This window comes from Cupriavidus sp. H18C2, assembly GCF_049393795.1.
GTDB classification, from domain to species: domain Bacteria; phylum Pseudomonadota; class Gammaproteobacteria; order Burkholderiales; family Burkholderiaceae; genus Cupriavidus; species Cupriavidus pauculus_C.
Genome location: NZ_CP186011.1, coordinates 652,185 through 673,954 on the forward strand (window position 1 = coordinate 652,185; position 21,770 = coordinate 673,954).

Here is a 21,770-nt window from a genome sequence, read left to right on the forward strand (position 1 = left end):
TACTCGGCGCCATCAACGAGGAGAGTTGCATGGAATCGAAGGTCAGCCGCCGCCTGACGCAAGCCACCGCCCCCGAGGTTTGCGCGCATATCTACCTGCCGCGCCTGGCGCGCGAGTTCGCCCCCGGCTTTCGCTATCTCACCGAAATCAACGCGGCGCACCTGGTCATGCTGCATGGCGCCGGACTGGTGCCGACGGACGTGGCCGCCACGCTGGCGCGGGCGCTGCTGCGGATCGAGCAGGACGGCCCCGACGCGGTGCCGCTGGACCCCGAGCGCGAGGACGCCTATTTCAACTACGAAGCGCACCTGATGGCGATGGCCGGCGCCGACGCGGGCGGCCGCCTGCATGTGGCGCGCAGCCGCAACGACATCCTGGCCACGCATGACCGCCTGCGCGCCCGCGACACCGTGCTGGCGCTGCTGGCCGCGCTGGCCGACACGCGCGACGTGGTGCTGCGGCAGGCCGATGCCCACGCCGAGGCCGTGATGCCCGGCTACACGCACCTGCAGGCCGCGCAGCCGATCACGTATGGCTACTACCTGTGCGGCGTGGCGCAGGCGCTGGGGCGCGACATCGCGCGGCTGCGCCAGGCGCTGGACCGGCTGGACGCCTGCCCGCTGGGCGCCGGCGCGCTGGCCGGCACCGCGTTTCCGATCGACCGCGCGGCCACCGCCCGCTGGCTGGGCTTTGGCACCTATGCGCCGAACGCGCTCGATGCGGTGGCGTCGCGCGACTTCGCCTGGGAGATCCTGTCGGCCATGGCCATCGCCACGGTCACCTGGGGCCGCGTGGCGCAGGACCTCTACGTCTGGGCCACGCCGGAGTTCGGGCTGATCGACTTTCCGGACAGCGTGGCTGGCACGTCGAGCATCATGCCGCAGAAGAAAAACCCGGTGGTGCTGGAGTACCTGAAGGGCAAGGGTGGCCACATGATCGGCATGCTCACGGCGTCGCTGGCGGCGCTCAAGGGCAGCCATTTCACGCATTCCGGCGACGGCAACCGCGAAAGCATGCGCGGCTTCTGGGAGGCTACCGACGAGGCGCTGCGCTGCACGAGCCTGCTGAAGCTGGTGCTGCAGACCGCCACGCCGCGTCGCGCGAACATGCTGGACCGGGCCCGCTGCGATTTCTCGTCGGCCACTGATCTGGCGGACATGCTGGTGCGCGACGCCGGCATGTCGTTCCGCGAGGCGCACCACGTGGTCGGCGCCGTGGTGCGCGAGGCGCTCGACCGCCACCTGCCGGCCAGCGAGATCGACAGCGGCATGGTGAACCGGGCCGCCGCCGCGCACACGGGCCGGGCGCTGGACGTCGATGCAGAGGTCGTGGCGCGCTGTCTCGATCCCGTGCAGGGCGTGGCGGCGCGGCAGTCGGCCGGCGGCCCGGCCCCGGCGCTGGTGCGGCAGCAGGTGGCCGACCAGCTCGACGAACTGGCGCGCGACCGGCAGGCCATCGACGCGCTGCGTGTCGCCGTCGACGCCAGCCGGGCCGCGCTGCGGCGCGCGGTGGAGCGGCTTCAGTCCCTGGCGTAGCGCGCCGCCGGCGTGTTCTGCGACAGCACCGCGGCCATCGCCCCGCGCGCGGCTTCGTAGGCTTGCCAGTGCTCCACCGCGTGGAGCGACGGGATCGTGATCAGCTCGCCGCGGTCCAGTCCGACCAGCGCGGCGTCGACAAGGTCCGCCGCCGGCATGACGATGGCCTGGTCCAGGTGCTCGACCGGCAGGCCGCCCGTTTCCCAGAAATCGGTGGCCGTGGCGCCGGGCAGCACGGCCTGCACGCGCACGCCCTTGGCCGCCAGCTCATGGTGCAGCGACTGGCTGAACGCCGTGACGAACGCCTTGCTGCCGCCGTAGACGCCGTTCAGGATCTCCGGCGCGATGGACACGATCGACGAGATGTTGACGATGGTGCCCTGGCCGCGCGCCACGAAGCCGGGCACGGCGGCGTAGCTGAGCCGCGTCAGCGCGGTCACGTTCAGCTCGATCATCCTGGTCATCTGGTCGACGTCGCTGTCCAGCAGTGGCGTATGGGTGCCGATGCCGGCGTTGTTGACCAGCAGCGTGATGCTGGCATCGGTACGCAGCTTGTCTTCGACGGTGGCCAGCGACGCGCGGTCGCCCAGGTCGGCCGGAAACACCTCGACCGCGCGGCCGGTTTCGTCGGTGATGCGCCGCGCCAGCGCGTCAAGCTTGTCGCGGCTGCGGGCGACCAGCACGAGGTCGTGGCCGCGCCGGGCCAGCCGGTCTGCGTAGATCGCGCCAATGCCGGACGATGCGCCGGTGACGAGGGCGGTGCCAAGGTAGGGGTGCGGGGACATGAGCTTCTCCATTCGGGTGGTGGGGGATGCGAGGCATCCATGGGAAGCATGGTAGGGAAGGTTGGTCCTGGCCGAAATGACGTATATAGTCCGTTTTCAGGACATCGGACATGGCGAGGGGCGGGAATGCACCGGGTGGGGTTTCTGTTGACGGACGGCTTCCAGATGATGACGCTGGGCGCCCAGGCGGTTTTCGAGTACGCGAACCTGGTAGCGGGCGAGCCGTTCTACCGGATCGACGTCTATGCGGTGCCGGGCGGCCCGGTGCGGTCGTCGCTCGGTGTGATGGTCGAGGCGCGGCCGGCAACGGCGCGCGTGACCGTGGACACCTGGATCGTCGCGGGCGTGGGCGATCCGATTGCCGCCCCCGCGCCGGCCCCGGTGCTCGATTTCATGCGCAAGGCGGCGCCCCGGGCGCGGCGCGTGGCGTCGATCTGCACCGGCGCGTTCGTGCTGGCGGAAGCCGGGCTGCTCGACGGCCGCCGCGCCACCACCCACTGGTTCTTCTCGCGCGAGATGCAGCGCGCCCATCCGGGGATCCGCGTGGAGGACGACCGCATCCATATCGTCGACGGACCAATCTGGACGTCGGCGGGCATGACGGCCGGCTTTGACCTGGCGCTGGCGATGGTGGAAAAGGACCTCGGCGCCGACGCCGCGCGGTCCGTGGCCCACAAGTTGGTGATGTACCAGCGCCGCGCGGGCGGGCAGTCGCAGCATTCCGAACTGCTGGACCTGGCGCCGAAATCCGACCGCATCCAGAGCGCGCTCGCCTACGCGCGCAAGAACCTGCATCGCGCGCTGACCGTGGAAGACCTGGCCACCGCCGTCCACCTGAGCCCGCGCCAGTTCAGCCGCGTATTCACGGCCGAGACCGGCCAGTCACCAGCCAAGGCCATCGAAAGCCTGCGCCTGGAAGCCGCCCGCCTGATGATCGAACAAAGCCGCCACCCGCTGGACGTAGTGGCCCGCGAAACCGGCTTCCGCGACCGCCGCCACATGCGCGAGGCCTTCCTGCGCGGCTTCGGCATGCCGCCGCAGGCGGTGCGGCGGGAGGCAAGAAGCTGACGAATTCCCAGGCATGGTTCGGAAATGTGACGCCAAGCATGCATGTGAGCCAGATGTACACACGGTATGTACATCTGGCGTCGGCGGCGTATACTGGTTTCGTTACCTGTTCAGAGGCCGCCATGCACCGCACGAAACTCTTCCGAAACGGCAATTCGCAGGCCATTCGGATTCCCGCCGATCTTGCCTATCCGGATACCGATATTCCCTTCGAGATCGAGCGGGTGGGCGATGAATTGCGCATCCGCCCGGCCCGCAGGCGTCTCACCGGACTGCTGGATGTCTTCGCCAGTTTTCCGGCCGACTTCATGGCCGAGGGCCGTGAGGAGCAGTCCCAGTCGGAAAGGGATCCGCTCTGATGCCAACCTACATGCTGGATACCAATATCTGCATCTACCTGATGAAGCGGCAGCCGCCGCAGGTTGCGGCGCGGCTGGCGGAATGCTTTGAGGGTGAGGTCGTGCTATCGGTGATTACGCTTGCGGAACTCGAATACGGTGTATCGGTTTCCAGCGCCCCGGAGCATGCCCGGCACGCACTGGACGCGCTCGTCGCACGCGTGCCGGTGCTGCCGCTGACGCCTGCCGCCGCCCACGCCTATGGCGCCATCCGCAAGGCCACGCGCCATCGAAAGTCCGACGCGCTCGACAAGCTGATTGCCGCGCACGCCCGGTCCGTGGGCGCAGTCGTCGTCACCAACAATGTGAGCGATTTTGCGTCGTATCCGGGCATCCAGATCGAAGACTGGACCCAGCCCGCCCCGCGCGAACACTAGCCGCGGGGCAACCCGGCCTTACCCCACCAGCTTCAGTACCGCCGGCACCGTCAGCACGGCCGTGTAGTAGCCCATGAACTGCACGCCGGTGTTGAAGCCGATGGTGCGCGACAGCAGGCCGCCGAGCAGGCCCATTGTCAGGATCACCAGCAGGCCCAGGAAGTTGCCTTCCCAGACGCTGATCACGAGGATCAGGCCGACAAACGTGGCGATGATCGCCTCGTGGGAGATCTTGCGGGCCACGAACAGGGCTGCGCGGCGCGCGTGGTTCATCGCGAACGGGTAGGACACCAGCGCCGCGAGCACCACGGCGAGCATGCCGTAGCCCAGGAACTCCCAGTGGTTCAGCAGGTTGTGGAGGTTGTGGGTCTGGCCGCCGCCGGCGTCGACCGTGTAGACCGGCGGCGCGTTGAACAGCGGCGCGGCCGGGCCGGCGGCCACCGGGCTCAGCGGCAGGCCGAAGGCGATCAGCGGGATCAGCGCCTCGGCGATGTAGGTGGCCTCGGTCACGCCGTTGCGGGCGCTCAGCACCGTGGTCAGCCGATGGTAGGCGTGGCGCACGCGCGAGCCGACCAGTTCGCCCAGCACCACGGTCATCGCCACGGGGCTGAACACGAACGTGGCGCTGGAGATGACGGCGGTGCCGAGCGTCCACTTGACCTGGCTGCGGTCCAGCACGCGCAGCGGGTTCGGGAAATAGCCCGCCCAGCCCTTGACGTCGGGCGCCAGCGAGAACGTGCGCACCTTGTCGCGCCGCATGCGCGGGCGTTCCACGGGCGAGATCGACGAGAACAGGTCTGCGATCAGCGGCCCGATGGCGATGCCCAGGAAGTAGCTGATGCTGAGCTTGACGCCGAACTTGGCCGTCAGCGTCTGCAGCGCGACGATCACCACCACGAACGGCAGCAGCGCGGCCACCGACGCCCAGCGGCCCGCCGAGCTGTAGGCGATGATCACGGCCGCCGCCACGAAGATCCACGGCGCCGCCTTGGTGATGGTCGGCCCGAACGGTGCCAGCAGCACGGCGAACAGCACGGCCAGCGGCACGGCCACGAAGGCCGCGATGATGGCGCCCGAGATCATCTTGCGCAGCGCGATATGCGGCACGCCCAGGTTGCGCAGGTGGTTGGCGTCCTGCAGCAGCGGCGTGGCCATGGTGTCGCCGGGAATGCCCAGCAGCGCGGTGGGAATGGCGTGGGTCATGTGCTTGGCCACGGCGCCGGCCAGGAAGAACGTGAACACGCCCTCGGGCGGCACGCCCAGCAGCACCACCAGCAGCGTCAGCGGCGCCAGCGTGGTGGTTTCATCGGTGCCGGAAATCAGTCCGATGGCGGCAAAGACGATGGCGCCGGCCAGCCCCATGCCGGCGGCGACAAGAATATGCGAGAACAGTGTGGATTCGATCATGAATGGTCTCCCCGGGACTTCAAACCGCTTGCCGCTGCGCCAGTGCCTGCGCCACGGGGGCGCTGGCCGGTGCGGCACCGGGATGTTCTGGCGAATGAAACAGTTCCAGCAGTTGCAGCTCGCGCAGTTCGGCCACCACCACGGGCGGCAGCGCGTGAATCGGGCCGATGCCGCCGGCGTCTTCGGCCAGCTTGCGCAGCGCGTCCAGGCGGGCCGCAGTCTGGCCGGTCTCGTTCTCTACGACGATGCGTTTGGGCTTGAACAGCATGGCGCAGATCAGGCCGGCTACCAGGCAGCCGAACAGGCCGGCCAGCATGGCGTAGGCGCGCGCCAGCTCGGGCGAATCCACCACGGCGGCCAGCAGCCGGCTCGCGGCCCAGTAGCAGGTCAGGCTGACCGCGGCGCCGATGGCGATGGACCACGCCAGGTGCGTCGTATCGGCCGTGTCGCCCCAGACCTCCACCAGGCGGCGTTCCGATGCATTCTCGTGTGGATGCATGATTTGTCTCCGATATCGGCTGGCCTGGGCATGCCCTTGCACGCCTGGCCAGCTCTTTCTTCAAGGATGAACTGCTGACTAGCGGCTGCGCAGCTCCTGGAGCAGCGCCACCGCGCGATCGGTGCGTACATCGTGTTCCTCGGCCATGCGGCGCGCCACGCGGTCGACTTCTTCGCCCACCGCGCCGGCCACCAGCGCGATGTTCCGCGCGTGCAGCGCCATATGGCCGCGCTGGATGCCCTCCGTGGCCAGCGCGCGCAGGGCGCCCAGATTCTGGGCCAGCCCCACCGCCACGGCAACCTCGCCCAGCGTCTGCGCGGAATCCACGTCGAGAATCTTCAGCGCCAGCCGGGCCAGCGGGTGCGTCTTCGTGGCCCCGCCAACCAGCCCCACCGGCATGGGCATCTCGATCGTGCCCACCAGCGCGCCGGTGTTGTCCTTCTCCCAATGCGTGAGCGACGTGTAGCGGCCGCCGCGGCAGGCATAGGCGTGCGCGCCGGCTTCCACGGCGCGCCAGTCGTTGCCGGTGGCCACGATGACCGGGTCGATGCCGTTCATGATGCCCTTGTTGTGCGTGGCCGCCCGGTACGGGTCGATGGCCGCGAACGTGTAGGCATCGATCACGCCCTCGATGATCTCGGCCCCGCTGCGCTCGCGCGTGGCCAGCGTGTCGGCGGTCAGCCGCACGCGCGCCCGGGCCAGTCGCAGATCCGCCAGATTCGACAGGATGCGCAATCTTACCGATCCGCCGGTAATGCGTTCCACCGTCGGCGACACGGCCTCGGCCATCGTGTTGACGGTGTTGGCGCCCATGGCGTCGCGCACGTCGACGATCAGGTGCATCACGATCATCGGGCCGCGCGGCGTGTCGGGGAACACATGGACCTCGATGTCCCGGCAGCCGCCGCCCAGGCCGATCAGCACCTTGTCGCGGCTGTTGGCCAGGGCGACGATTTCGTCGCGCTGGCGCAACAGTGCCTGGCGCGCGCCGAACGGGTCGGCAATGCCCAGCACCTGGACCTGCGCCCGCATCAGCGGGCCGGAGCTCGATGCCTGGAAGCCGCCGTCCTGGCGCGCCAGCTTGGCCATGAACGATGCCGCGGCAACGACCGAGGGCTCCTCGACCACCATCGGCACCACGTAGTCGCGGCCGTTGACCTGGAAGTAGCCGGCGATGCCGAGTGGCAGGTCGAACGTGCCAACCACGTTCTCGATCATCCCGTTGGCCCGATCCGTGCCGAGCGCGCCGGGCTCGGCAATCAGGCGCGCCTCGTCCGCGGTCAGCCCGGTCACGGCGGCGACGTGTTCGAGCCGCTGGGCCGGAGTGAGCGCGCGAAAGTTCGGAAGCGCGGAATCGGTTGCCATCGAGGTCTCCATATGTGTATAAGATGGAGACAGTTTAGGGACGCTGTACCAGTATCGAAAGGTACAGTTTGGCGGGACAGTCGCGCCCACCTCGTCCTCCCTTTGTGATGGTCTGTACCCCTATGAGCCCAAAATCCACGCCGATTTCCGTCTCGCTGGCCGATATGCTGGAGCGCCAGATCCTGGACGGTGCCTACCGCAGCGGCGAGAAACTGCCGTCCCTGCGCGAGCTGGCCCAGTTGCAGGGCCATAGCAAAAATACGATCGTCGCCGCGTTCGAAATCCTGGTGGGGCGGGGGCTGGTGGAGCCCCGGCGCGGTGCGGGCTACTTCGTGACGTCCCAGCCGGCCCGGCCGAAGCCGGATGAGGATGCCGGCTCGCTGAACCGGGCGATGGACATCGTCTGGCTGATGCGCGAGCAGCTCAAGAGCCGGCCCGACGTGCTGGCGGTGGGCGACGGCTTTCCGCCGGTCGAATGGCTGTCCGAGGCGCGGCTGGACAAGTACCACCACAAGGTCGTGCGCACCGGGCTGGGTGCGCTGTTCCGCTATGGCAACCGGTTCGGCTACGCGCCGCTGCGCGACCATCTGGTGCGCAAGCTGGGCGACCTGGGCATCGGCGCCGAAGCCCGGCAGATCGTGCTGACGCACGGCGCCAACGACGCCCTGGACCTGGTCGTCCGCTACTTCCTGCAGCCGGGCGAGACGGCGCTGGTGGACGATCCGGGCTACTACCCGCTGTTCGGCAAGCTCAAGCTGGCGGGTGTGCGAATCGTCGGCGTGCCGCGGCTGGCCGATGGGCCGGACCTGGAGGCATTCGAGCAGATCCTGATCCGCGAACGGCCGCGGCTGTTCTTCACGCAGTCGGTGGGTCACAACCCGACGGGCTCGGACCTGTCGGCGGCCAAGGCATTCCGGGTGCTGCAACTGGCCCAGAAATACAACATCCAGGTGGTGGAAAACGACCCGCTGGCCGATTTCAAGCCGGCCACGCTGCCGCGGCTGTCCGCGCTGGACCAGCTCGACCGGACGCTCTATATCGGCAGTTTTTCGAAGTCATGCTCGGCGGCGCTGCGGGTGGGCTTTATCGCCTGCGGGGCAGACCTGGCCAGCGATCTGGCCGACCTGAAGGCGCTGATCCACGTGAGCAGTTCGGAATATTGCGAGCGGACCGTCGACGTGATCCTGAGCGAGGGCCACTACCAGCGCTACATCACGCGGCTGCGCGCGCGGCTGGCCGAGGCCACGAGCCGTGCGCTGGCCCTGTTCGACCGGCTGGGCGCCGAGGTGCTGGTGCGGCCCGAGCAGTCGCTGTACATCTGGGCCGCGCTGCCGGGCGTGCCGGACACGCTGGCGCTGGCCGAGCAACTGCTGCAGGAGAAGGTGATGATCGCGCCCGGCCGCGTGTTCCGCGTGGATGCGGACTCGCCGCAGCCGTGGTCGCGCTACAACGTCGGGGCGCTGCAGGACCCGCGCTTCGAGGCGGCCCTGCTCAAGGTGCTGGAGCGGCGTTAGCCCCAGCGGCGTACGCGGCCGGTGTCGACGTGGAGGAAGTTGTCGGACTGGTAGAAGCCCACGCCGCCCACCTGCAGCGACTGCGCGGCGTCGCGCAGGTCTGCCAGCGGCACGCCGGGCAGCCGGATGTCGATGGCCATGCCGTCCATGTGCAGGCTGCGCCGGGCCACGCCGCCGCCGCGCGTCTTGCGCAGGCGGTCGTTGGTCAGCGGGCAGCGGTAGCCGGAGATCACCTGGAATGGCGCGTTGCTGCCCACCTCGCGGCGCAGGCTGAACAGCAGGGCGAACAGCTTCGGATCGATCTCGCCGACCGTGCCCGAATAGTGGTCGCGCAGGAAGCGATTGAGCGACGTCTGCGCCTGCGGCAGCACCTGGTCGCCCATCGCGTAGACCAGCGACAGGTGCTCGCCGGTGTGGGTGTGTTCGAAGGAAAGCGAGCGGGCATCGGGGCCCAGCGCTGCCAGCGCGGCACGCGGTGCCAGCGTCGACAGGCCCGCGCCTAGCGCGATGGCGCCGGCACGGTGAAAGAAACGGCGACGCTGGGAGGTGCTGGAATCGGACATGGAAACTTTTACAACGGTGCGGCGTTCAGGAAGGCCGTACGGCAGGCCTGGCGCCCGCGCGCTGCCGCAGCGCCTGGTCCAGCAACTTGTCCTGTCCGTAAATGTCAGGCACGAAGTATACCCGTCCATCGGCGCGCGCGACGGCGGTGCCGTACGCCAGCACCACGGGCACGGGCTGCTGTAGCGCGACGGTCTTCGATTTGCCAGCCGTCATTGCCTCACGGATGCGCGGCTCGGTCCATTCGGGCATCCCCTGAAGCGCGAACTGGGCCAGCGCCACCGGCGCCTCCACGCGGATGCAGCCGTGGCTGAAGTCTCGCCGCTCGCGCTTGAACAACTGCGGCGTGGGCGTGTGGTGCAGGTAGATGGCCTGGTTGTTCGGGAAGATGAACTTGATGTCGCCCAGCGCGTTCAGCGGGCCGGGGCGCTGGCGGATGCGCGCCTGCCCGTTCAGCACCGCGTCGATGTTCGCCTGGCTCAGCGTGGCGTTGGCCTGCGTGCCGTAGACGAACTCGAAGCCCTGCCGCGAGAAATAGCCGGGGTCGCGCTGCGCCTTCGGAATGACCTCCTTGCGCGCGATCGACGACGGCACGTTCCAGTACGGACTGAACTCGATGTAGCGCATGTCCTCCTTGAACAACGGCGTGCGGGTGTCCAGCGCCTTGCCGACGATGACCTTCATCTCCAGCTTGATGTCGAGCTTGCCCTCGGAATAGTCGTAGGCGCGCAGCACGAATTCGGGCACGTTGACCACGATCATGCGCGGGCCCTCGGCCAGCGGCGTCCAGCGCAGGCGCTCCATCGTCAGGCCGATCTGCGCCACGCGGGCGGCTGGCGACACATTGAGCTGCGCCAGCGTGCCGGCGCCGATCACGCCGTCGGTATCCAGCGCATGGCGCTTCTGGAACGCCTTGACGCCATCGACGAGCGCGCCTTCGTAGCGCTGCGGCACGGCGGTGCCGGGCGCCAGATCGCCCAGCGCTTCCAGCCGTTGCGCAAGCTGGGACAGGGCGGCGTAGGGCTGGCCCGGCGTCAGCTTGCCGCCGGCCGGTGCGGGCAGCGGCGCCTTCCAGTACGGCTCGGCCGCCAGCTTGCGGTACCTGGCCAGCGCGGTGCGCAGCGTGCCGTAGAGCGGGAACGACGGGGCGGCCTCGCGCAGCGCGTCGGCCAGCCGGTTGGCGGTCATCGCGTTGCGCAGGTAGGCCTCGGGATCGAACGGTGGCAGGTTGCTGGCCGAGAAATTCGCGTGGACCTTGCGTGGATCCACGCGGCCGCGATGGAGGTCGGCCAGGTAGCGCGTCATCGCACGAGTCAGCGCGGTGTCGAAGCGCTGCGCGGCTTCGGGTGACGCGGCCGGGGCGCCGACCAGCTCGCCAAGCGTGCGTTGCAGGCCCTCGGCGTCGTAGTCGCGCGGATCGAGGCCGTCAGCTGGCGAATCGCTCAGCGCCTTGATTGCGGCCTGCGCGGCCGGCGAGGGCCGGCCTTCGGCAAACCAGAGCAGGTCCTGCGGGGGCTGGGCCAGGGCGGCGGTGGCGCTGCAGAGCAGCCATGCCGTGCCGGCGCTGGCGAACACCTGATTGAGGGACCGGCGGACCCGCGTGGGCAGTGCGGCCGGCGTGAACTTCCGGGTCATGCATGCAACAGCGGCAACAGTCATCGTATGAGGTCGATTGCGTTCGGCGTCTGCCTATCCTATCCGATCATCGTGATCGATCCACCCCTTTGAACATCTGGAAATAAAGTTTCTACGATTGCGTCACGCTTGATTCAGGTCAATTTGCACGGCTTCGCGGGAACTATGCTTGGTAGCAACGACAACGCAGACGCAAGAGGTGCATCGATGTACGAGCGGATTCTCGTGGCGGTGGATGGCGGCCCGTCCTCCGAACTGGCCATCGCGCAGGCCGTGGGCCTGGCCAAGCAACTGCAGGCCGAAGTCAAGGTGCTGTTCGTGGTGGATGACAGCGAACTGTTCTTCGAGCACGCCTATATCGATCCCACCGAAATCGTCAACGGCATGGTCCACGTGGGGCAGAAGGCGCTGGCGGCCGCGTCGCGGCGCTTCGAGAACGCCGGGGTGCGCTGCCTGACCGCGCTGGCCGAAAAGCCGGTGTCGCCGGGCAACATCTCGGGGACCATCGTCAGCCACGCCGACCAATGGCAGGCCGACCTGATCGTGATGGGCACCCACGGCCGGCGCGGCATGCGGCGCGTGATCATGGGCAGCGTTTCCGAAGGCGTGATTTCGAAGTCGGCCAAGCCGGTGCTGCTGATCCGGGGCGAGTCGGTCCACTGACCGGCAAACTGCGGCGGGAAGGTTTGGGTAGCACCGCAAGCCATTGCGATAAATGCGAGGACGCCGGTGCTAGACTCCCGCCGATGACAGCCCCCCAGACCCCTCTTTCCGCCTTTCCCGACGCCGATTCCCTGGCCACGCTGCGCGCGTGGCACGCCGGGATGTCGACGCGGGCCGCCGTCACCCAGTATCTCGATGCCGACCGCGCGCACGGCCAGTCGTCGCGCGGCATCCTCGGCCGCATCCGGCGGCAGTTGGCGGCCTACGCCCGCTACCGCCGGCGCGAGGACCTGGCCGCCCTGTTCGAATTCCCGGCCGCCGAACGGCCGCAGCGGGGCAGGGCGGCGGACCAGGCCATCGAGACGCTGCGCAACATGCCGCCGCCCGCGCCGCAGATTGCCGATGACATCGGCATGTGGCTGGCGCCGGCGTCGGTGGCCGCGCTGCGGGCGCACGACATCCACACGCTGGCCGACCTGACCGTCCGCATCCCGCGCCGCCGCCAGTGGTGGGCAACGATTCCCGGCCTGGGCGTCAGCGGTGCGCGGCGGATCGAGGCGTTCTTTGCCGAATGGCCCGAGCTGACCGCCCGCGCCCGGGCGCTGGTCGCGGCGCAGCCCCGCGCGATGATCGTGCCGTGGGAGCAGATGGGCCATCTGCCGCATGAAGTGGACGGTTCGCTGGGCCAGTTCCGCGCGCCGCGCGACACCTGCTCGCTCAACGCCGACAACGATTACGCGGCGGTGCAGGCGTGGCTAGCGCTCCATGAATCCCCGTCGACGCAGCGCGCCTACCGCAAGGAGGCCGAGCGCCTGATCCTGTGGGCGATCATCGAGAAAGGCCGGCCGCTGTCGTCGCTGACGACCGAGGACGCCACCGCCTACCGCAATTTCCTGCGCCAGCCCCGGCCGCGCGACCGCTGGGTGGGCCCGGCCCGGCCGCGCAGCGCGCCGGACTGGAAGCCGTTTACCGATGCGTTATCGCCGCGCTCGGCCGCCTACACGCTGCAGGTGCTGGGCGCGCTGTTCCGCTGGCTGGTGCAGCAGCGCTACGTGCTGGCCAATCCGTTTGCGGGGCTGAAGGTACGCGGCGGGGCCAAGACGGCGGCGCTGGACGTCTCGCATGCGTTCTCCGAAGGGGAATGGATGCTCACGCGCAGCATCGCCGACGGCCTGGAATGGTCGTACGGCTGGGAGGCGCCGGCGGCCCAGCGGCTGCGTTTCATCCTCGATTTCACCTATGCCACGGGCCTGCGCGCCAGCGAACTGGTCGGCGCCACGCTGCGCAACGTGGAAACCGACCTGCATGGCGACCACTGGCTGCATCTGGTGGGCAAGGGCGCCAAGGCGGGCCGGGTGGCGCTGCCGCCGCTGGCGCGCAACGCGCTGGACCGCTACCTGGTCGAACGCGGCCTGCCGGTGGCCCGCGCCCATTGGGACCCCGCCACGCCAATTGTCGGCAGCCTGGGCCCCGACGAAAGTGGGGGGATTACAGGCGCGCGATTGTGGATGATCATCAAGCGGTTCTTCTCGACCGCCGCCGACACGCTGGAGGCCGAGCGCCCGGCCACGGCGGAGAAACTGCGCCAGGCCAGCCCGCACTGGCTGCGCCATACCCACGCCACGCACGCGCTGGCACGCGGCGCGGAGCTGACCACGGTGCGCGACAACCTGCGCCATGCGTCGGTATCGACGACCTCGCTCTACCTGCATGGCGACAGTGTCAAGCGCGCCCGGCAGATGGAAGATGCCTTCGGCGGCTGAGCGTCCCGGCGATGGTCTGGGCCGGAAACACGAATCACCGTGGCGGATCGACCCGCCCACCACAACAAAGGGCTGACCATGCGCAGGGAAGTGCAGGCTGAAGAGATCGAACTGGGCCAACCGCTGAAGGCGACGCTGGTCGATGAACTGGGCTTTCCGGTCGCGGACGAAGGCACGGTGTTCCACGCCGCCGAGGAGCGGGAACTGGCGCTGCACGGCGGCCGCTGTTTCTGGGCCGATGGCGAGGCGCCGCTGCGGGCCGACATGCCGAGCACCGCCTGGCACGACCGGTATGGCCTGCTGGTCGGCACGCTGCTGCACGTCAAGCGGCCCACCGACGCGGCGCGCGCGGCCGTCAGCCGGCTGATCGGCTTCAACGACGGCGCCGCGTTCATCGGCTGGCCCAGCCTTGCCGGCGTGGCGGCCGAGATCGCCGATGGCGAAGTGGTGCTGTTCCGCGGGTTCTCGGGCACCAACATCCACAGCTTCTCGGCGCGCGTCCAGGCCACGTCGCGCATGCCGTTCCCGTACTGGATGCTTGACGATATCCGGCATATCGAGGCGCGCGAGATGCGCGGCAGCATCCGCGTACCGGTGCGGCTGGTGGGGTCGCTGGTGCTGTCCGGGGAACAGGCCCGGCCGCAGACGGTACTGATCACCGACCTGAGCACGGGCGGGGCGTCGATTTCCACGGCGTCGCCGCAGTTTGAAACGCCTGGGCAGCCGGTGCGGCTGGAATTCACGCTGCGCGCGGCGGGGCTGAAGCAGAAGCTGTCCGTCGAAGGGTGGACACGGCAGGACCCCGACGCCGACGCGACCGAGCCATTCCACAACGTCGGCGTGGCCTTCGATGCCTACGGCGAGCGCGAATCGCTGGTGCTGTACGCGTTCGTCCACGAACAGTTGCTGGAAAGCGCCACGATGCGGCCCGGCGTGAAGTCGCCCGACTAGGCGCGCCGGCTAGTCCTCGAACGGCCGGCGGCCCAGCGTGGCGACCACGTAGTCGACAAAGCAGGTAATGCGCGAGGCCAGGGCGGTGTTGCGGTAGTAGACCGCGTGGATCGGCTGGCGGACATCGAGCGTCTGGCGGGCAAAGAGCGGCACCAGCCGGCCGGACTGGCGGTCGTCGCGCGTCATGAAATCGGACAGGCAGACAATGCCCTGGCCGGCCAGCGCCAGGCTGCGCAGCGTCTCGCCGCTCGATGAGGCAATGGTCGGCTTGATGTGGACGATGCCCCCGTCGGCGGCGCGCAGCGGCCAGTCGTTCAGCGATTCGGGCTGCGTGAAGCCCAGCAGCGCATGGCCGGACAGTTGCTCGACCTTTGTCGGCGTGCCGTGCCGCTTCAGGTAGTCGGGGCTGGCCAGCACGCGGATACGGCTGGTGCCGATGGGGCGGGCATGCAGCGTCGAATCCTTGAGCGTGCCGATCCGGAACGCCACATCGGTGCGTTTTTCCAGCAGGTCGATGATGCCTTCGTTCGAATTGAGTTCGAGTTCGACGTCGGGGTAGCGCGCGCGGAAGCCTTCCACGAGCGGCACGATGACATGGAGCATGAATGGCGTGGCGGCGTCGACGCGCAGGCGGCCCACCGGGCGCAGGCGGCGGGCGGCCATCTGCTCCTCGGCCGCGTCCACCATCGCCAGGATGGCGCGTGCCTGTTCCAGGAAGGCGGCGCCCTCCTCGGTCAACTCCAGCCGCCGCGTGGTCCGGCGCAGCAGCGTGGTCTGCAGCTTTTCCTCCAGCCGGCTCAGCGTGCGGCTGGTGGCGGATACGGTCAGCGACAGGTGATCGGCCGCCGCCGTTATCGAGCCGGTGTCCACGACGGCCACAAAGGCCAGCAGTTCGTCGATCGTCGTCTTCATTGTTGCGCGGGAATCAAGCCAGACCGACTTATACACGGCTCTGCCCGCAAATGTAAGACCGCCCGCCGACGGCTGTCGGACGCCTGAATGCCCCGCTACGGATGCCGCATGCCGAGCCGGATCTCGCGGGAATCGACGGGGCCGGGGGCGCTCCGGTGGCCCGCCAGCGCGGCCGGCAGCGGGGTGTTGCTGACCACGACGCGGTACCAGTCGCGGTAGACCACATAGGTATGCATCAGCGGCGAGAGCTGCAGGTAGGTCTCCGGCGACATGACGGCCATCGCCGCCTCGGGGCCGGCCCAGCGCTTTTCGAACGCGGCAAGGGTGGGAACGGCGCGGCCTGGCTCGATGTCGGTGCCGAACGCCAGCTCGTCCGCCGCGCCGACCATCGTCAGCGGATGGCCGACGTAGAACGGCAGCGTGTGGTCAAGCATTTCGACGCCGTATAGCCGCATCTGGGGTGTCAGCACGCGTTTGATTTCGTTGGCTAGCGTTGCGCCCGATACGGGGCCTGCGACAGCCTGATAGCCGACCAGCGCCGTGCTGAAGCCCAGGTACATGCCCATCGCGTACACCGCCACGCTGCGCAGCACGCCGCGGCGCGCCAGCACGCCGGCGATGGCGATCGACACCAGCATGATCAGGAAGGCCGCGGCGACCCACACGGCGTAGACGCGCCAGACCGCGTTGGGCGTGTGGTTGGCATGCAGCGTCGCCACGAACGGCGCGGCCAGCAGCCCGCAGCCGGCAATCGCCGCCATGATCCGCAGTTGCCTGCGCCAGGCGGCGGGGTCGAGCTTGTCGAGCGCCACGCCGGCCAGCAGGCCGAGCGCCGGGACGACCGGCACGATATAGCCGGGCAGCTTGGAATGGGACAGGCTGAAGAACACGAAGATCGATGCGGCCCAGAGGCCGGCCATCAGTGCCGGCCGGAACGCGGGCGGCTGGCGCCCGTCCGTGCGGGGCACGGCCGCCCAGATCCGTGGCCACAGGCCGATCCAGGGCAGGAAGCCGCCGACCAGGATCGGCACGAAGTAGGCGAGGGGGCCGCTCCGGGCGTGCAGGTTGGTCGTGTAGCGCTGCCAGTGCTCGTGGATAAAGAAGAAATGGAGGAATTCCGCGTTGCGGCTGGCCACCAGATAGAACCACGGCACGGTGACGGCCAGCATGACCAGCGCGCCCAGCACGGGATGCAGGCGCCGCCACAGCCGCCAGTCGCGCGTCACGGCCATGTAGACCAGCAACACCAGCCCCGGCAGGACGATGCCGACCAGCCCCTTGGTCAGGATCGCCACGCCCATCGCGGCCCAGCAGGCCAGCATCCACCTGCGGCGCGCGGCGGGCGCGGCGTCCGGGTGCTGGGCCATCAGCATGCAGGCCAGCACGCAGGACATGACGCCGGCCAGCGTCATGTCGAGCGTGTTGTAGTGGGCGGCGATGCTCCAGATGGGTGCGGCCAGCAGCGCCAGCCCGGCAAAGGCGGCGGCCCGCAGGCCAAACCATCGCCACGTGGCCAGCATCGTCATCGCCATGCCGAGCAGGCCGGCCAGTGCCACCGTCAGCCGGGCCTGCCACTCGCCGATGCCGAACAGCGCGTAGACCACGGCCGTCGCCCACATGTGGAAGGGCGGTTTCTCGAAGTACTTGAGGTCGTTGTAGCGGATGGTGACCCAGTCACCGGTGGACAGCATCTCGCGCGAGATTTCCGCGTAGCGGCCTTCGTCGGGCCCGAGCAGGTGACCCAGGCCCAGCGTACCGAACCAGAGCAGCAGGGCGGCGGCAACCCACAGGGCGGCCCAGCCTGCGCCGGACAGATGGGGGGCGATCGATCCCTGGCCATACAGCGGTACGCCGGCCGGCCGGAGGTGTGGGGGCCGGGGCTTGTGGTGAGGCATGGAGATCGTCTCTGCGTCAGGCGGTGGATCGGCCGGCGCCTGCCCGTGGAGGACGGGCCAAGCGCCGTCGCGCAGAGTATCCGACGGACCTTAAAAAAACCTTAACGCCGCCGGGCCGCGCAACAGTTTCACCCGTTTGGAGCAAATTCGTTGACGGCGCAGGTATCGAAAATGATAATCGCTCCCATTCAAAGAATTACAAAACCATTACAGTCAGGGAAATGAGCCGTTATCTGCACAAGAAGTACGTCCGTGTCAGCGTTTCGATCGGACCAGCGTTGTTTTTCCATGTCGCGCACGCCCAGAACGTGCCCGCCGAACCCCAGACACTGCCTTCCGTGACGGTCCGCGCCGATGGCGACAAGGACCTCGGCACCGGCTACAAGCCCACGTCGACCGTCAGCGCCACCAAGACCGAGGCACCGCTGCGCGACGTCCCGCAAACCGTCAACGTGGTGACCGCGCAGGTCATGCAGGACCAGCATGCGACGTCGATCCAGGACGCGCTCAAGAACGTGCCGGGCGTGAGTTTTTCGTCGGGCGACGGGCAGCGCGACCAGGTGTCGATCCGTGGCTTCAGCGCCATTGCCGACCAGTTCGTCGACGGCATCCGCGACGACGCGCTGTACTTCCGCGACCTGTCCAACGTCGACCGTATCGAGGTCATCAAGGGGCCGGCCGCCGTGCTTTACGGGCGGGGCTCGTCGGGCGGCCTGATCAATCGCGTCACGAAGAAGCCGGGCATCGACGTCACCGATTTCGCGCTCAGCTACGGCATGTGGGCCGACCGCCGGGTGGAGGGCGACGTGGGCCGCACGTTCGGCGACGGCGCCGCGGCATTCCGCATCACCGCCGCCCACGAGGAAGCCAACAGCTACCGGTCGCAGCAGTTCCTGAACCGGACGGCCGTGGCGCCGTCTCTGGAGCTGCGGCTGGCCCCGCAGACCACCGTGCTGCTGCAGGCAGACTGGCTGGAAGACCGCCGCGTTACCGACTTCGGCGTGCCGGCGTACCGGGGCCGTCCCGTGCCGGTGGACCCGTCGACGTACTACGGCGCCGCCAACGCGCGCGATGCCGACTACAGCCAGAGCCGCGTCTACTCGGGTACGGCCACCGTGAACCACCGGTTCAACGACAACTGGTCGATCCGCAACGCCACGCGCTACTACCACTATTCGCTCGACCGCAACAACACGCTGGTGGGCTCGGTCAACGAGACCACGCGGCGCGCATCGCTGACGCACAGCAACGTCTACCGCGAAGAACACGGCTGGTTCAACCAGACCGACCTGACGCAGAAGGCCGAGTTCTTCGGCATGAAGCACGAGCTGCTGTATGGCGTGGAAGTGGGGCAGCAGAACAAGGACCTGGTCAACTACTCGCGTGCCAACGTGGCGTCGGTGGACTTGTTCAACCCGGTGCTGCCGGTGCTGCCGCGCCTGGTGGGCGGCACGCCGGCCACGAGCAACCTGGGCGTGTTCAAGACGCTGGGGCTCTACACGCAGGACATGATCCAGTTCTCGGAACAGTGGAAGGCGCTGGTGGGCGTGCGCTACGACCGCTTCGAGCAGGAAACCATCCAGCGCCTGCCGGGCCAGCCGAACCTGGCGCGCACGGACAACGCCTGGAGCCCGCGCGCCGGACTGGTCTGGCAGCCGTCGAAGCAGCAGTCGTACTACGTGTCGTGGAGCCGGTCGTTCCAGCCGTCCGGTGAAGCGTTCTCGCTGGCGGCCAACAACGCGCAGCTGGCGCCGGAGACGACGCGCAATACCGAAGTGGGCGCCAAGTACGACTTCCTGGATGGCAAGGCCAGCACGACGGTGTCGCTGTTCCGGATCGAACGGACCAACATCAAGGTGGCCAACGCCACCGGCACGGCGCTGATCCCGATTGGCGAGCAGCGGACCGACGGCCTGGAACTGAGCGGCGCGGCGGAACTGGGCGGCGGCTGGCGCATGCTGGGCGGCTACGCCTATCTGGATGCGGTGGTCACGCAGTCCACGCCGGCGCTGCAGGGCAAGCAGGCGACGCTGACGCCGCGCCATTCGGGCAATGTCTGGCTGACCAAGGACCTGGGCCACGGCTTTGGCCTGGGCGGCGGGCTGAACCTGGTGGGCGCGCGGCAGGCCGATCCGGCCAACACGGTGACGCTGCCGGGCTACGTCACGGCCGACATGGTGGCCTGGTATCGCCGCGGCAAGTTCGAGGCGCAACTGAACCTCTACAACATCTTCAACCAGGGCTACATCGTGTCCGGGCACGGCTCCAGCCCGAACCTGAACCTGCCGGGCGCACCGCGCAGCGTCATGGCGACCCTGCGCTACCGGATGTAAGGCAGTACGGGACGGGCCGCCAGTGGGCGGCCCGGCTCTTTTGGCTAGTTGCCGCGGCCGTCCCTGGCGAGCCGCATCACAATGTCGATCACGTCGACGGGCAGGCAGGGTTTTTCGAGCACGACATCGAACAGGTGAGGATGCTGGCGGCCGATCTCGGCCTGCGCAGCGGTGAGCAGGATGATGGGGATGTGCGCCACCGCCTGGTCCGCCCGCAGCGCCTGCGCGACTTCCAGGCCGGTCATCACAGGCATCATGAAGTCCGTGATGACGACGTCCGGCACCAGGTCTGCCACCAGGCGAATGCCTTCCTCGCCATCGGCAGCCGTGCGAACCTCGAGCCCCTCGGCCTCCAGCATGAACGCCAGCGCATCGGCATTCATGGTTTCATCGTCAATGACGACTACCGTTGCCATGGCTTAGGACCTGGTTTGGGGTTGGGCGCCTGTGAAAACTGAAACAGAATCCGGTTCGCCTGGATGTTGGGACACGATCAGGCGGTTGGCGACCCGCAGGCCTCCGGGACCGATCACGACGTCATGGAACGTGGTGTCGAACGCGCTGTCGCGCATCTTGACGACGCCCACGAACCGCCGCAGCTCGCCGCCCAGCCTGACGTGCCGCAGCAGCATCAGGTTGTCCATCAGGCTGCTGTAGTCGGGCAGGGGATCAGTGCCCGTCAGGCTGTTGAAATCCGGCACCTCCAGCGTCGCCACGGTGGAAACGCCGGCGGCGCGCAGCTCGTTGGTCACGGCCGTGTAGAACTCGACCAGTCGGCCCTGGTGGAAGGCAGACCGCTGGAAGCCCGTCACGCCATCGATGAACACCCGGCGCACGCCATGTTCGCGCACGGCGGCGAGCAACTGGTGGCCAAGCAGGTCCAGCAGGTTCTCCGTCATCGGATTCCAGAGGATGTGCAGCGCGCGGGAGCGCTCCAGCGCATCGAGGTCGATGCCCAGCGCGCGCGCCTTCGCCTTCAACCGCAGCGGCGATTCGTAGAACCCGAAATAGAGCCCGGGCGACTCGGGGGTGACCAGGCTCAGGAAATTGATGCCGAACGTCGTCTTGCCGCTGCCGGCCGCGCCCATGAGCAGCGTCACCGAACTGGCTGGCAGCCCGCCGCCGATCAGGGGTTCCAGGCCCTGCACGCCGGTTTCCAGGCGCGCGTGTTCGAGCCATTCGTCGCTGGACGGGGTGTCGTGCAGCGCCTCCAGGCGCGGATAGACGTCGATGCCGTGGTCGGAGATGCGGTACTGGTGCAGGCCGCCCAGCGCGGCACTGCCGCGCGACTTGGAGATGCGCATCTGGCGCACGGTCCGGATGCCGACCAGTTCTTCCTTGAGCTGGATGACGCCATCGACCATCGTGTGCTCGGGGCTGACATCGTCGATGCCGGCGCTGGTCAGGAAGAAGACGGTGCAGCCGGTGAACGCCGCGTGGCTCTGCAATTCGGCCACGAACGTCTTGACGTCGAGCGCGGACTCGGCCTTGTCTTTGGCAATCAGCAGGCCGTCCAGCACCAGCGTGTCGCACTGGTTGCGCGCCATTTCCTGGCGCAGCGCCTTGACCAGCGCCTGGAGCCCCTGCTCCTGCAGGATCTTGAACAGGCTGATGTAGAAAACGTCGCGGCCGACCGCCGCGCCATCGTAGAAATCGAACGTCGCCAGCGCCTGGAACAGCCGGTCATGCGACTCCGCCAGCAGCGTGACGTAGAGAATGCGCCCGCCGGCCTTGACCTGATGGAACGCGATCTGGTTGGCCAGGATCGTCTTTCCCGCGCCGGGACTGCCCTGGACGATGTACGTCGCCCCCTGCACAAGGCCGCCGCAAAGAATCGTATCAAGCCCCGGTACACCGCTTTGGACGCGCACGAGCTGTTTAGTCATAACTGGATCGATAACAGGCCCGACCGCTAAGGCTGGCCCAGAAGGGGAGTGCAGGGACGGGGGCGACCCCGGATTGGGCGATTCTATCCCACCGGGGTGTAGTTGACGCGGCTCGTTGTGGCCGGCTGCGATCGGGCCAGACGCAGCGGCCGGGCCCGATGGCCGCTGGGGCCGCCGGGCGGTGCGCGGTGCAGGCCGCGCGGGCATGTCCGAAAGTGCGGTG

At 68.4% G+C, this 21,770-nt stretch carries 19 protein-coding genes; 9 read left to right on the plus strand and 10 right to left on the minus strand.

Annotated elements, in window-relative coordinates; all coding sequences use genetic code 11:
- The first annotated feature begins 29 nt into the window (after positions 1-29).
- The gene (gene argH / locus EPAKOI_RS19450; RefSeq protein WP_423194344.1) at positions 30-1,535 is read left to right on the plus strand and encodes an argininosuccinate lyase; all 1,506 of its coding nucleotides are present in this window, start codon (positions 30-32) and stop codon (positions 1,533-1,535) included.
- Here argH and EPAKOI_RS19455 read toward each other — a convergent pair.
- Entirely contained in the window at positions 1,520-2,320 is an 801-nt protein-coding gene (locus EPAKOI_RS19455) for an SDR family NAD(P)-dependent oxidoreductase (protein WP_124686626.1), read from the minus strand. The genes argH and EPAKOI_RS19455 overlap by 16 nt on opposite strands.
- Before the next feature lie 126 nt (positions 2,321-2,446).
- Between EPAKOI_RS19455 and EPAKOI_RS19460 the strand changes: the two genes are divergently transcribed.
- The 3 genes from EPAKOI_RS19460 to EPAKOI_RS19470 all read left to right on the plus strand — a co-directional run bounded on the left by EPAKOI_RS19460 (position 2,447) and on the right by EPAKOI_RS19470 (position 4,163).
- Positions 2,447-3,388, plus strand: coding sequence for a GlxA family transcriptional regulator (locus tag EPAKOI_RS19460; RefSeq protein ID WP_423194345.1), 942 nt, complete (start codon positions 2,447-2,449; stop codon positions 3,386-3,388).
- Between the two features lie 122 nt (positions 3,389-3,510).
- Positions 3,511-3,747, plus strand: a complete 237-nt coding sequence (locus tag EPAKOI_RS19465) for an antitoxin (RefSeq protein WP_423194346.1) — start codon at positions 3,511-3,513, stop codon at positions 3,745-3,747.
- The gene (locus tag EPAKOI_RS19470) at positions 3,747-4,163 is read left to right on the plus strand and encodes a type II toxin-antitoxin system VapC family toxin (RefSeq protein ID WP_124686623.1); all 417 of its coding nucleotides are present in this window, start codon (positions 3,747-3,749) and stop codon (positions 4,161-4,163) included. The genes EPAKOI_RS19465 and EPAKOI_RS19470 overlap by 1 nt, the downstream gene beginning before the upstream one ends.
- Positions 4,164-4,181: 18 nt before the next feature.
- On the opposite strand, the gene EPAKOI_RS19475 is transcribed toward EPAKOI_RS19470, so the two are convergent.
- From EPAKOI_RS19475 to EPAKOI_RS19485, 3 genes are all read right to left on the minus strand, one after another.
- On the minus strand, positions 4,182-5,570 hold the full coding sequence (locus tag EPAKOI_RS19475; protein WP_172966188.1) for a tripartite tricarboxylate transporter permease: 1,389 nt from the start codon (positions 5,568-5,570) through the stop codon (positions 4,182-4,184).
- Between the two features lie 19 nt (positions 5,571-5,589).
- A complete protein-coding gene (locus EPAKOI_RS19480; RefSeq protein WP_124686622.1) occupies positions 5,590-6,069 on the minus strand; it encodes a hypothetical protein in 480 nt (159 codons plus the stop codon).
- Positions 6,070-6,147: 78 nt separating this feature from the next.
- Complete coding sequence (locus EPAKOI_RS19485; protein ID WP_124686621.1) at positions 6,148-7,434, minus strand: hydroxymethylglutaryl-CoA reductase, degradative; 1,287 nt, start codon at positions 7,432-7,434, stop codon at positions 6,148-6,150.
- A gap of 122 nt (positions 7,435-7,556) precedes the next feature.
- Here EPAKOI_RS19485 and EPAKOI_RS19490 point away from each other — a divergent pair, with 122 nt between their 5' ends.
- Positions 7,557-8,948, plus strand: coding sequence for a PLP-dependent aminotransferase family protein (locus tag EPAKOI_RS19490; protein ID WP_423194347.1), 1,392 nt, complete (start codon positions 7,557-7,559; stop codon positions 8,946-8,948).
- On the opposite strand, the gene EPAKOI_RS19495 is transcribed toward EPAKOI_RS19490, so the two are convergent.
- Positions 8,945-9,511, minus strand: a complete 567-nt coding sequence (locus EPAKOI_RS19495) for a YcbK family protein (protein ID WP_313836695.1) — start codon at positions 9,509-9,511, stop codon at positions 8,945-8,947. The two genes, EPAKOI_RS19490 and EPAKOI_RS19495, sit on opposite strands and share 4 nt — an antisense overlap.
- 25 nt (positions 9,512-9,536) lie before the next feature.
- Positions 9,537-11,144, minus strand: a complete 1,608-nt coding sequence (locus EPAKOI_RS19500; RefSeq protein ID WP_423194348.1) for a L,D-transpeptidase family protein — start codon at positions 11,142-11,144, stop codon at positions 9,537-9,539.
- 207 nt (positions 11,145-11,351) lie between these two features.
- Here EPAKOI_RS19500 and EPAKOI_RS19505 point away from each other — a divergent pair, with 207 nt between their 5' ends.
- The 3 genes from EPAKOI_RS19505 to EPAKOI_RS19515 all read left to right on the plus strand — a co-directional run bounded on the left by EPAKOI_RS19505 (position 11,352) and on the right by EPAKOI_RS19515 (position 14,521).
- Entirely contained in the window at positions 11,352-11,807 is a 456-nt protein-coding gene (locus EPAKOI_RS19505) for a universal stress protein (protein ID WP_124686617.1), read from the plus strand.
- An 83-nt stretch (positions 11,808-11,890) separates the two neighbouring features.
- Complete coding sequence (locus tag EPAKOI_RS19510; RefSeq protein ID WP_423194349.1) at positions 11,891-13,570, plus strand: phage integrase family protein; 1,680 nt, start codon at positions 11,891-11,893, stop codon at positions 13,568-13,570.
- Positions 13,571-13,609: 39 nt separating this feature from the next.
- Positions 13,610-14,521, plus strand: a complete 912-nt coding sequence (locus tag EPAKOI_RS19515; protein WP_423194350.1) for a flagellar brake domain-containing protein — start codon at positions 13,610-13,612, stop codon at positions 14,519-14,521.
- 9 nt (positions 14,522-14,530) lie between these two features.
- Here the strand turns inward: EPAKOI_RS19515 and EPAKOI_RS19520 are convergent, their stop codons facing one another.
- Both EPAKOI_RS19520 and EPAKOI_RS19525 read right to left on the minus strand, forming a co-directional pair.
- Positions 14,531-15,433: a LysR family transcriptional regulator gene (locus EPAKOI_RS19520; protein ID WP_124686615.1), complete on the minus strand. Its 903-nt coding sequence runs from the start codon at positions 15,431-15,433 to the stop codon at positions 14,531-14,533.
- 95 nt (positions 15,434-15,528) lie between these two features.
- Positions 15,529-17,328 (minus strand): glycosyltransferase family 39 protein, encoded by a 1,800-nt coding sequence (locus tag EPAKOI_RS19525; RefSeq protein ID WP_423194351.1) that lies wholly within the window; start codon positions 17,326-17,328, stop codon positions 15,529-15,531.
- A gap of 221 nt (positions 17,329-17,549) precedes the next feature.
- Between EPAKOI_RS19525 and EPAKOI_RS19530 the strand changes: the two genes are divergently transcribed.
- Entirely contained in the window at positions 17,550-19,661 is a 2,112-nt protein-coding gene (locus EPAKOI_RS19530) for a TonB-dependent receptor (RefSeq protein ID WP_423194352.1), read from the plus strand.
- A 44-nt stretch (positions 19,662-19,705) separates the two neighbouring features.
- Here EPAKOI_RS19530 and EPAKOI_RS19535 read toward each other — a convergent pair whose 3' ends face one another.
- Positions 19,706-20,077, minus strand: coding sequence for a response regulator (locus tag EPAKOI_RS19535; RefSeq protein ID WP_124686612.1), 372 nt, complete (start codon positions 20,075-20,077; stop codon positions 19,706-19,708).
- 3 nt (positions 20,078-20,080) lie between these two features.
- Positions 20,081-21,547, minus strand: coding sequence for an ATPase domain-containing protein (locus EPAKOI_RS19540; RefSeq protein ID WP_423194353.1), 1,467 nt, complete (start codon positions 21,545-21,547; stop codon positions 20,081-20,083).
- Between the last annotated feature and the right edge of the window lie 223 nt (positions 21,548-21,770).

Excerpts from the sequence above, each read along its gene's own strand:
- argH (WP_423194344.1), top strand. The coding sequence starts at position 30 with ATGGAATCGAAGGTCAGCCGCCGCCTGACGCAAGCCACCGCCCCCGAG.
- EPAKOI_RS19455 (WP_124686626.1), bottom strand. The coding sequence starts at position 2,320 with ATGTCCCCGCACCCCTACCTTGGCACCGCCCTCGTCACCGGCGCATCG.
- EPAKOI_RS19460 (WP_423194345.1), top strand. The coding sequence starts at position 2,447 with ATGCACCGGGTGGGGTTTCTGTTGACGGACGGCTTCCAGATGATGACG.
- EPAKOI_RS19465 (WP_423194346.1), top strand. The coding sequence starts at position 3,511 with ATGCACCGCACGAAACTCTTCCGAAACGGCAATTCGCAGGCCATTCGG.
- EPAKOI_RS19470 (WP_124686623.1), top strand. The coding sequence starts at position 3,747 with ATGCCAACCTACATGCTGGATACCAATATCTGCATCTACCTGATGAAG.
- EPAKOI_RS19475 (WP_172966188.1), bottom strand. The coding sequence starts at position 5,570 with ATGATCGAATCCACACTGTTCTCGCATATTCTTGTCGCCGCCGGCATG.
- EPAKOI_RS19480 (WP_124686622.1), bottom strand. The coding sequence starts at position 6,069 with ATGCATCCACACGAGAATGCATCGGAACGCCGCCTGGTGGAGGTCTGG.
- EPAKOI_RS19485 (WP_124686621.1), bottom strand. The coding sequence starts at position 7,434 with ATGGCAACCGATTCCGCGCTTCCGAACTTTCGCGCGCTCACTCCGGCC.
- EPAKOI_RS19490 (WP_423194347.1), top strand. The coding sequence starts at position 7,557 with ATGAGCCCAAAATCCACGCCGATTTCCGTCTCGCTGGCCGATATGCTG.
- EPAKOI_RS19495 (WP_313836695.1), bottom strand. The coding sequence starts at position 9,511 with ATGTCCGATTCCAGCACCTCCCAGCGTCGCCGTTTCTTTCACCGTGCC.
- EPAKOI_RS19500 (WP_423194348.1), bottom strand. The coding sequence starts at position 11,144 with ATGACCCGGAAGTTCACGCCGGCCGCACTGCCCACGCGGGTCCGCCGG.
- EPAKOI_RS19505 (WP_124686617.1), top strand. The coding sequence starts at position 11,352 with ATGTACGAGCGGATTCTCGTGGCGGTGGATGGCGGCCCGTCCTCCGAA.
- EPAKOI_RS19510 (WP_423194349.1), top strand. The coding sequence starts at position 11,891 with ATGACAGCCCCCCAGACCCCTCTTTCCGCCTTTCCCGACGCCGATTCC.
- EPAKOI_RS19520 (WP_124686615.1), bottom strand. The coding sequence starts at position 15,433 with ATGAAGACGACGATCGACGAACTGCTGGCCTTTGTGGCCGTCGTGGAC.
- EPAKOI_RS19525 (WP_423194351.1), bottom strand. The coding sequence starts at position 17,328 with ATGCCTCACCACAAGCCCCGGCCCCCACACCTCCGGCCGGCCGGCGTA.
- EPAKOI_RS19530 (WP_423194352.1), top strand. The coding sequence starts at position 17,550 with ATGAGCCGTTATCTGCACAAGAAGTACGTCCGTGTCAGCGTTTCGATC.
- EPAKOI_RS19535 (WP_124686612.1), bottom strand. The coding sequence starts at position 20,077 with ATGGCAACGGTAGTCGTCATTGACGATGAAACCATGAATGCCGATGCG.
- EPAKOI_RS19540 (WP_423194353.1), bottom strand. The coding sequence starts at position 21,547 with ATGACTAAACAGCTCGTGCGCGTCCAAAGCGGTGTACCGGGGCTTGAT.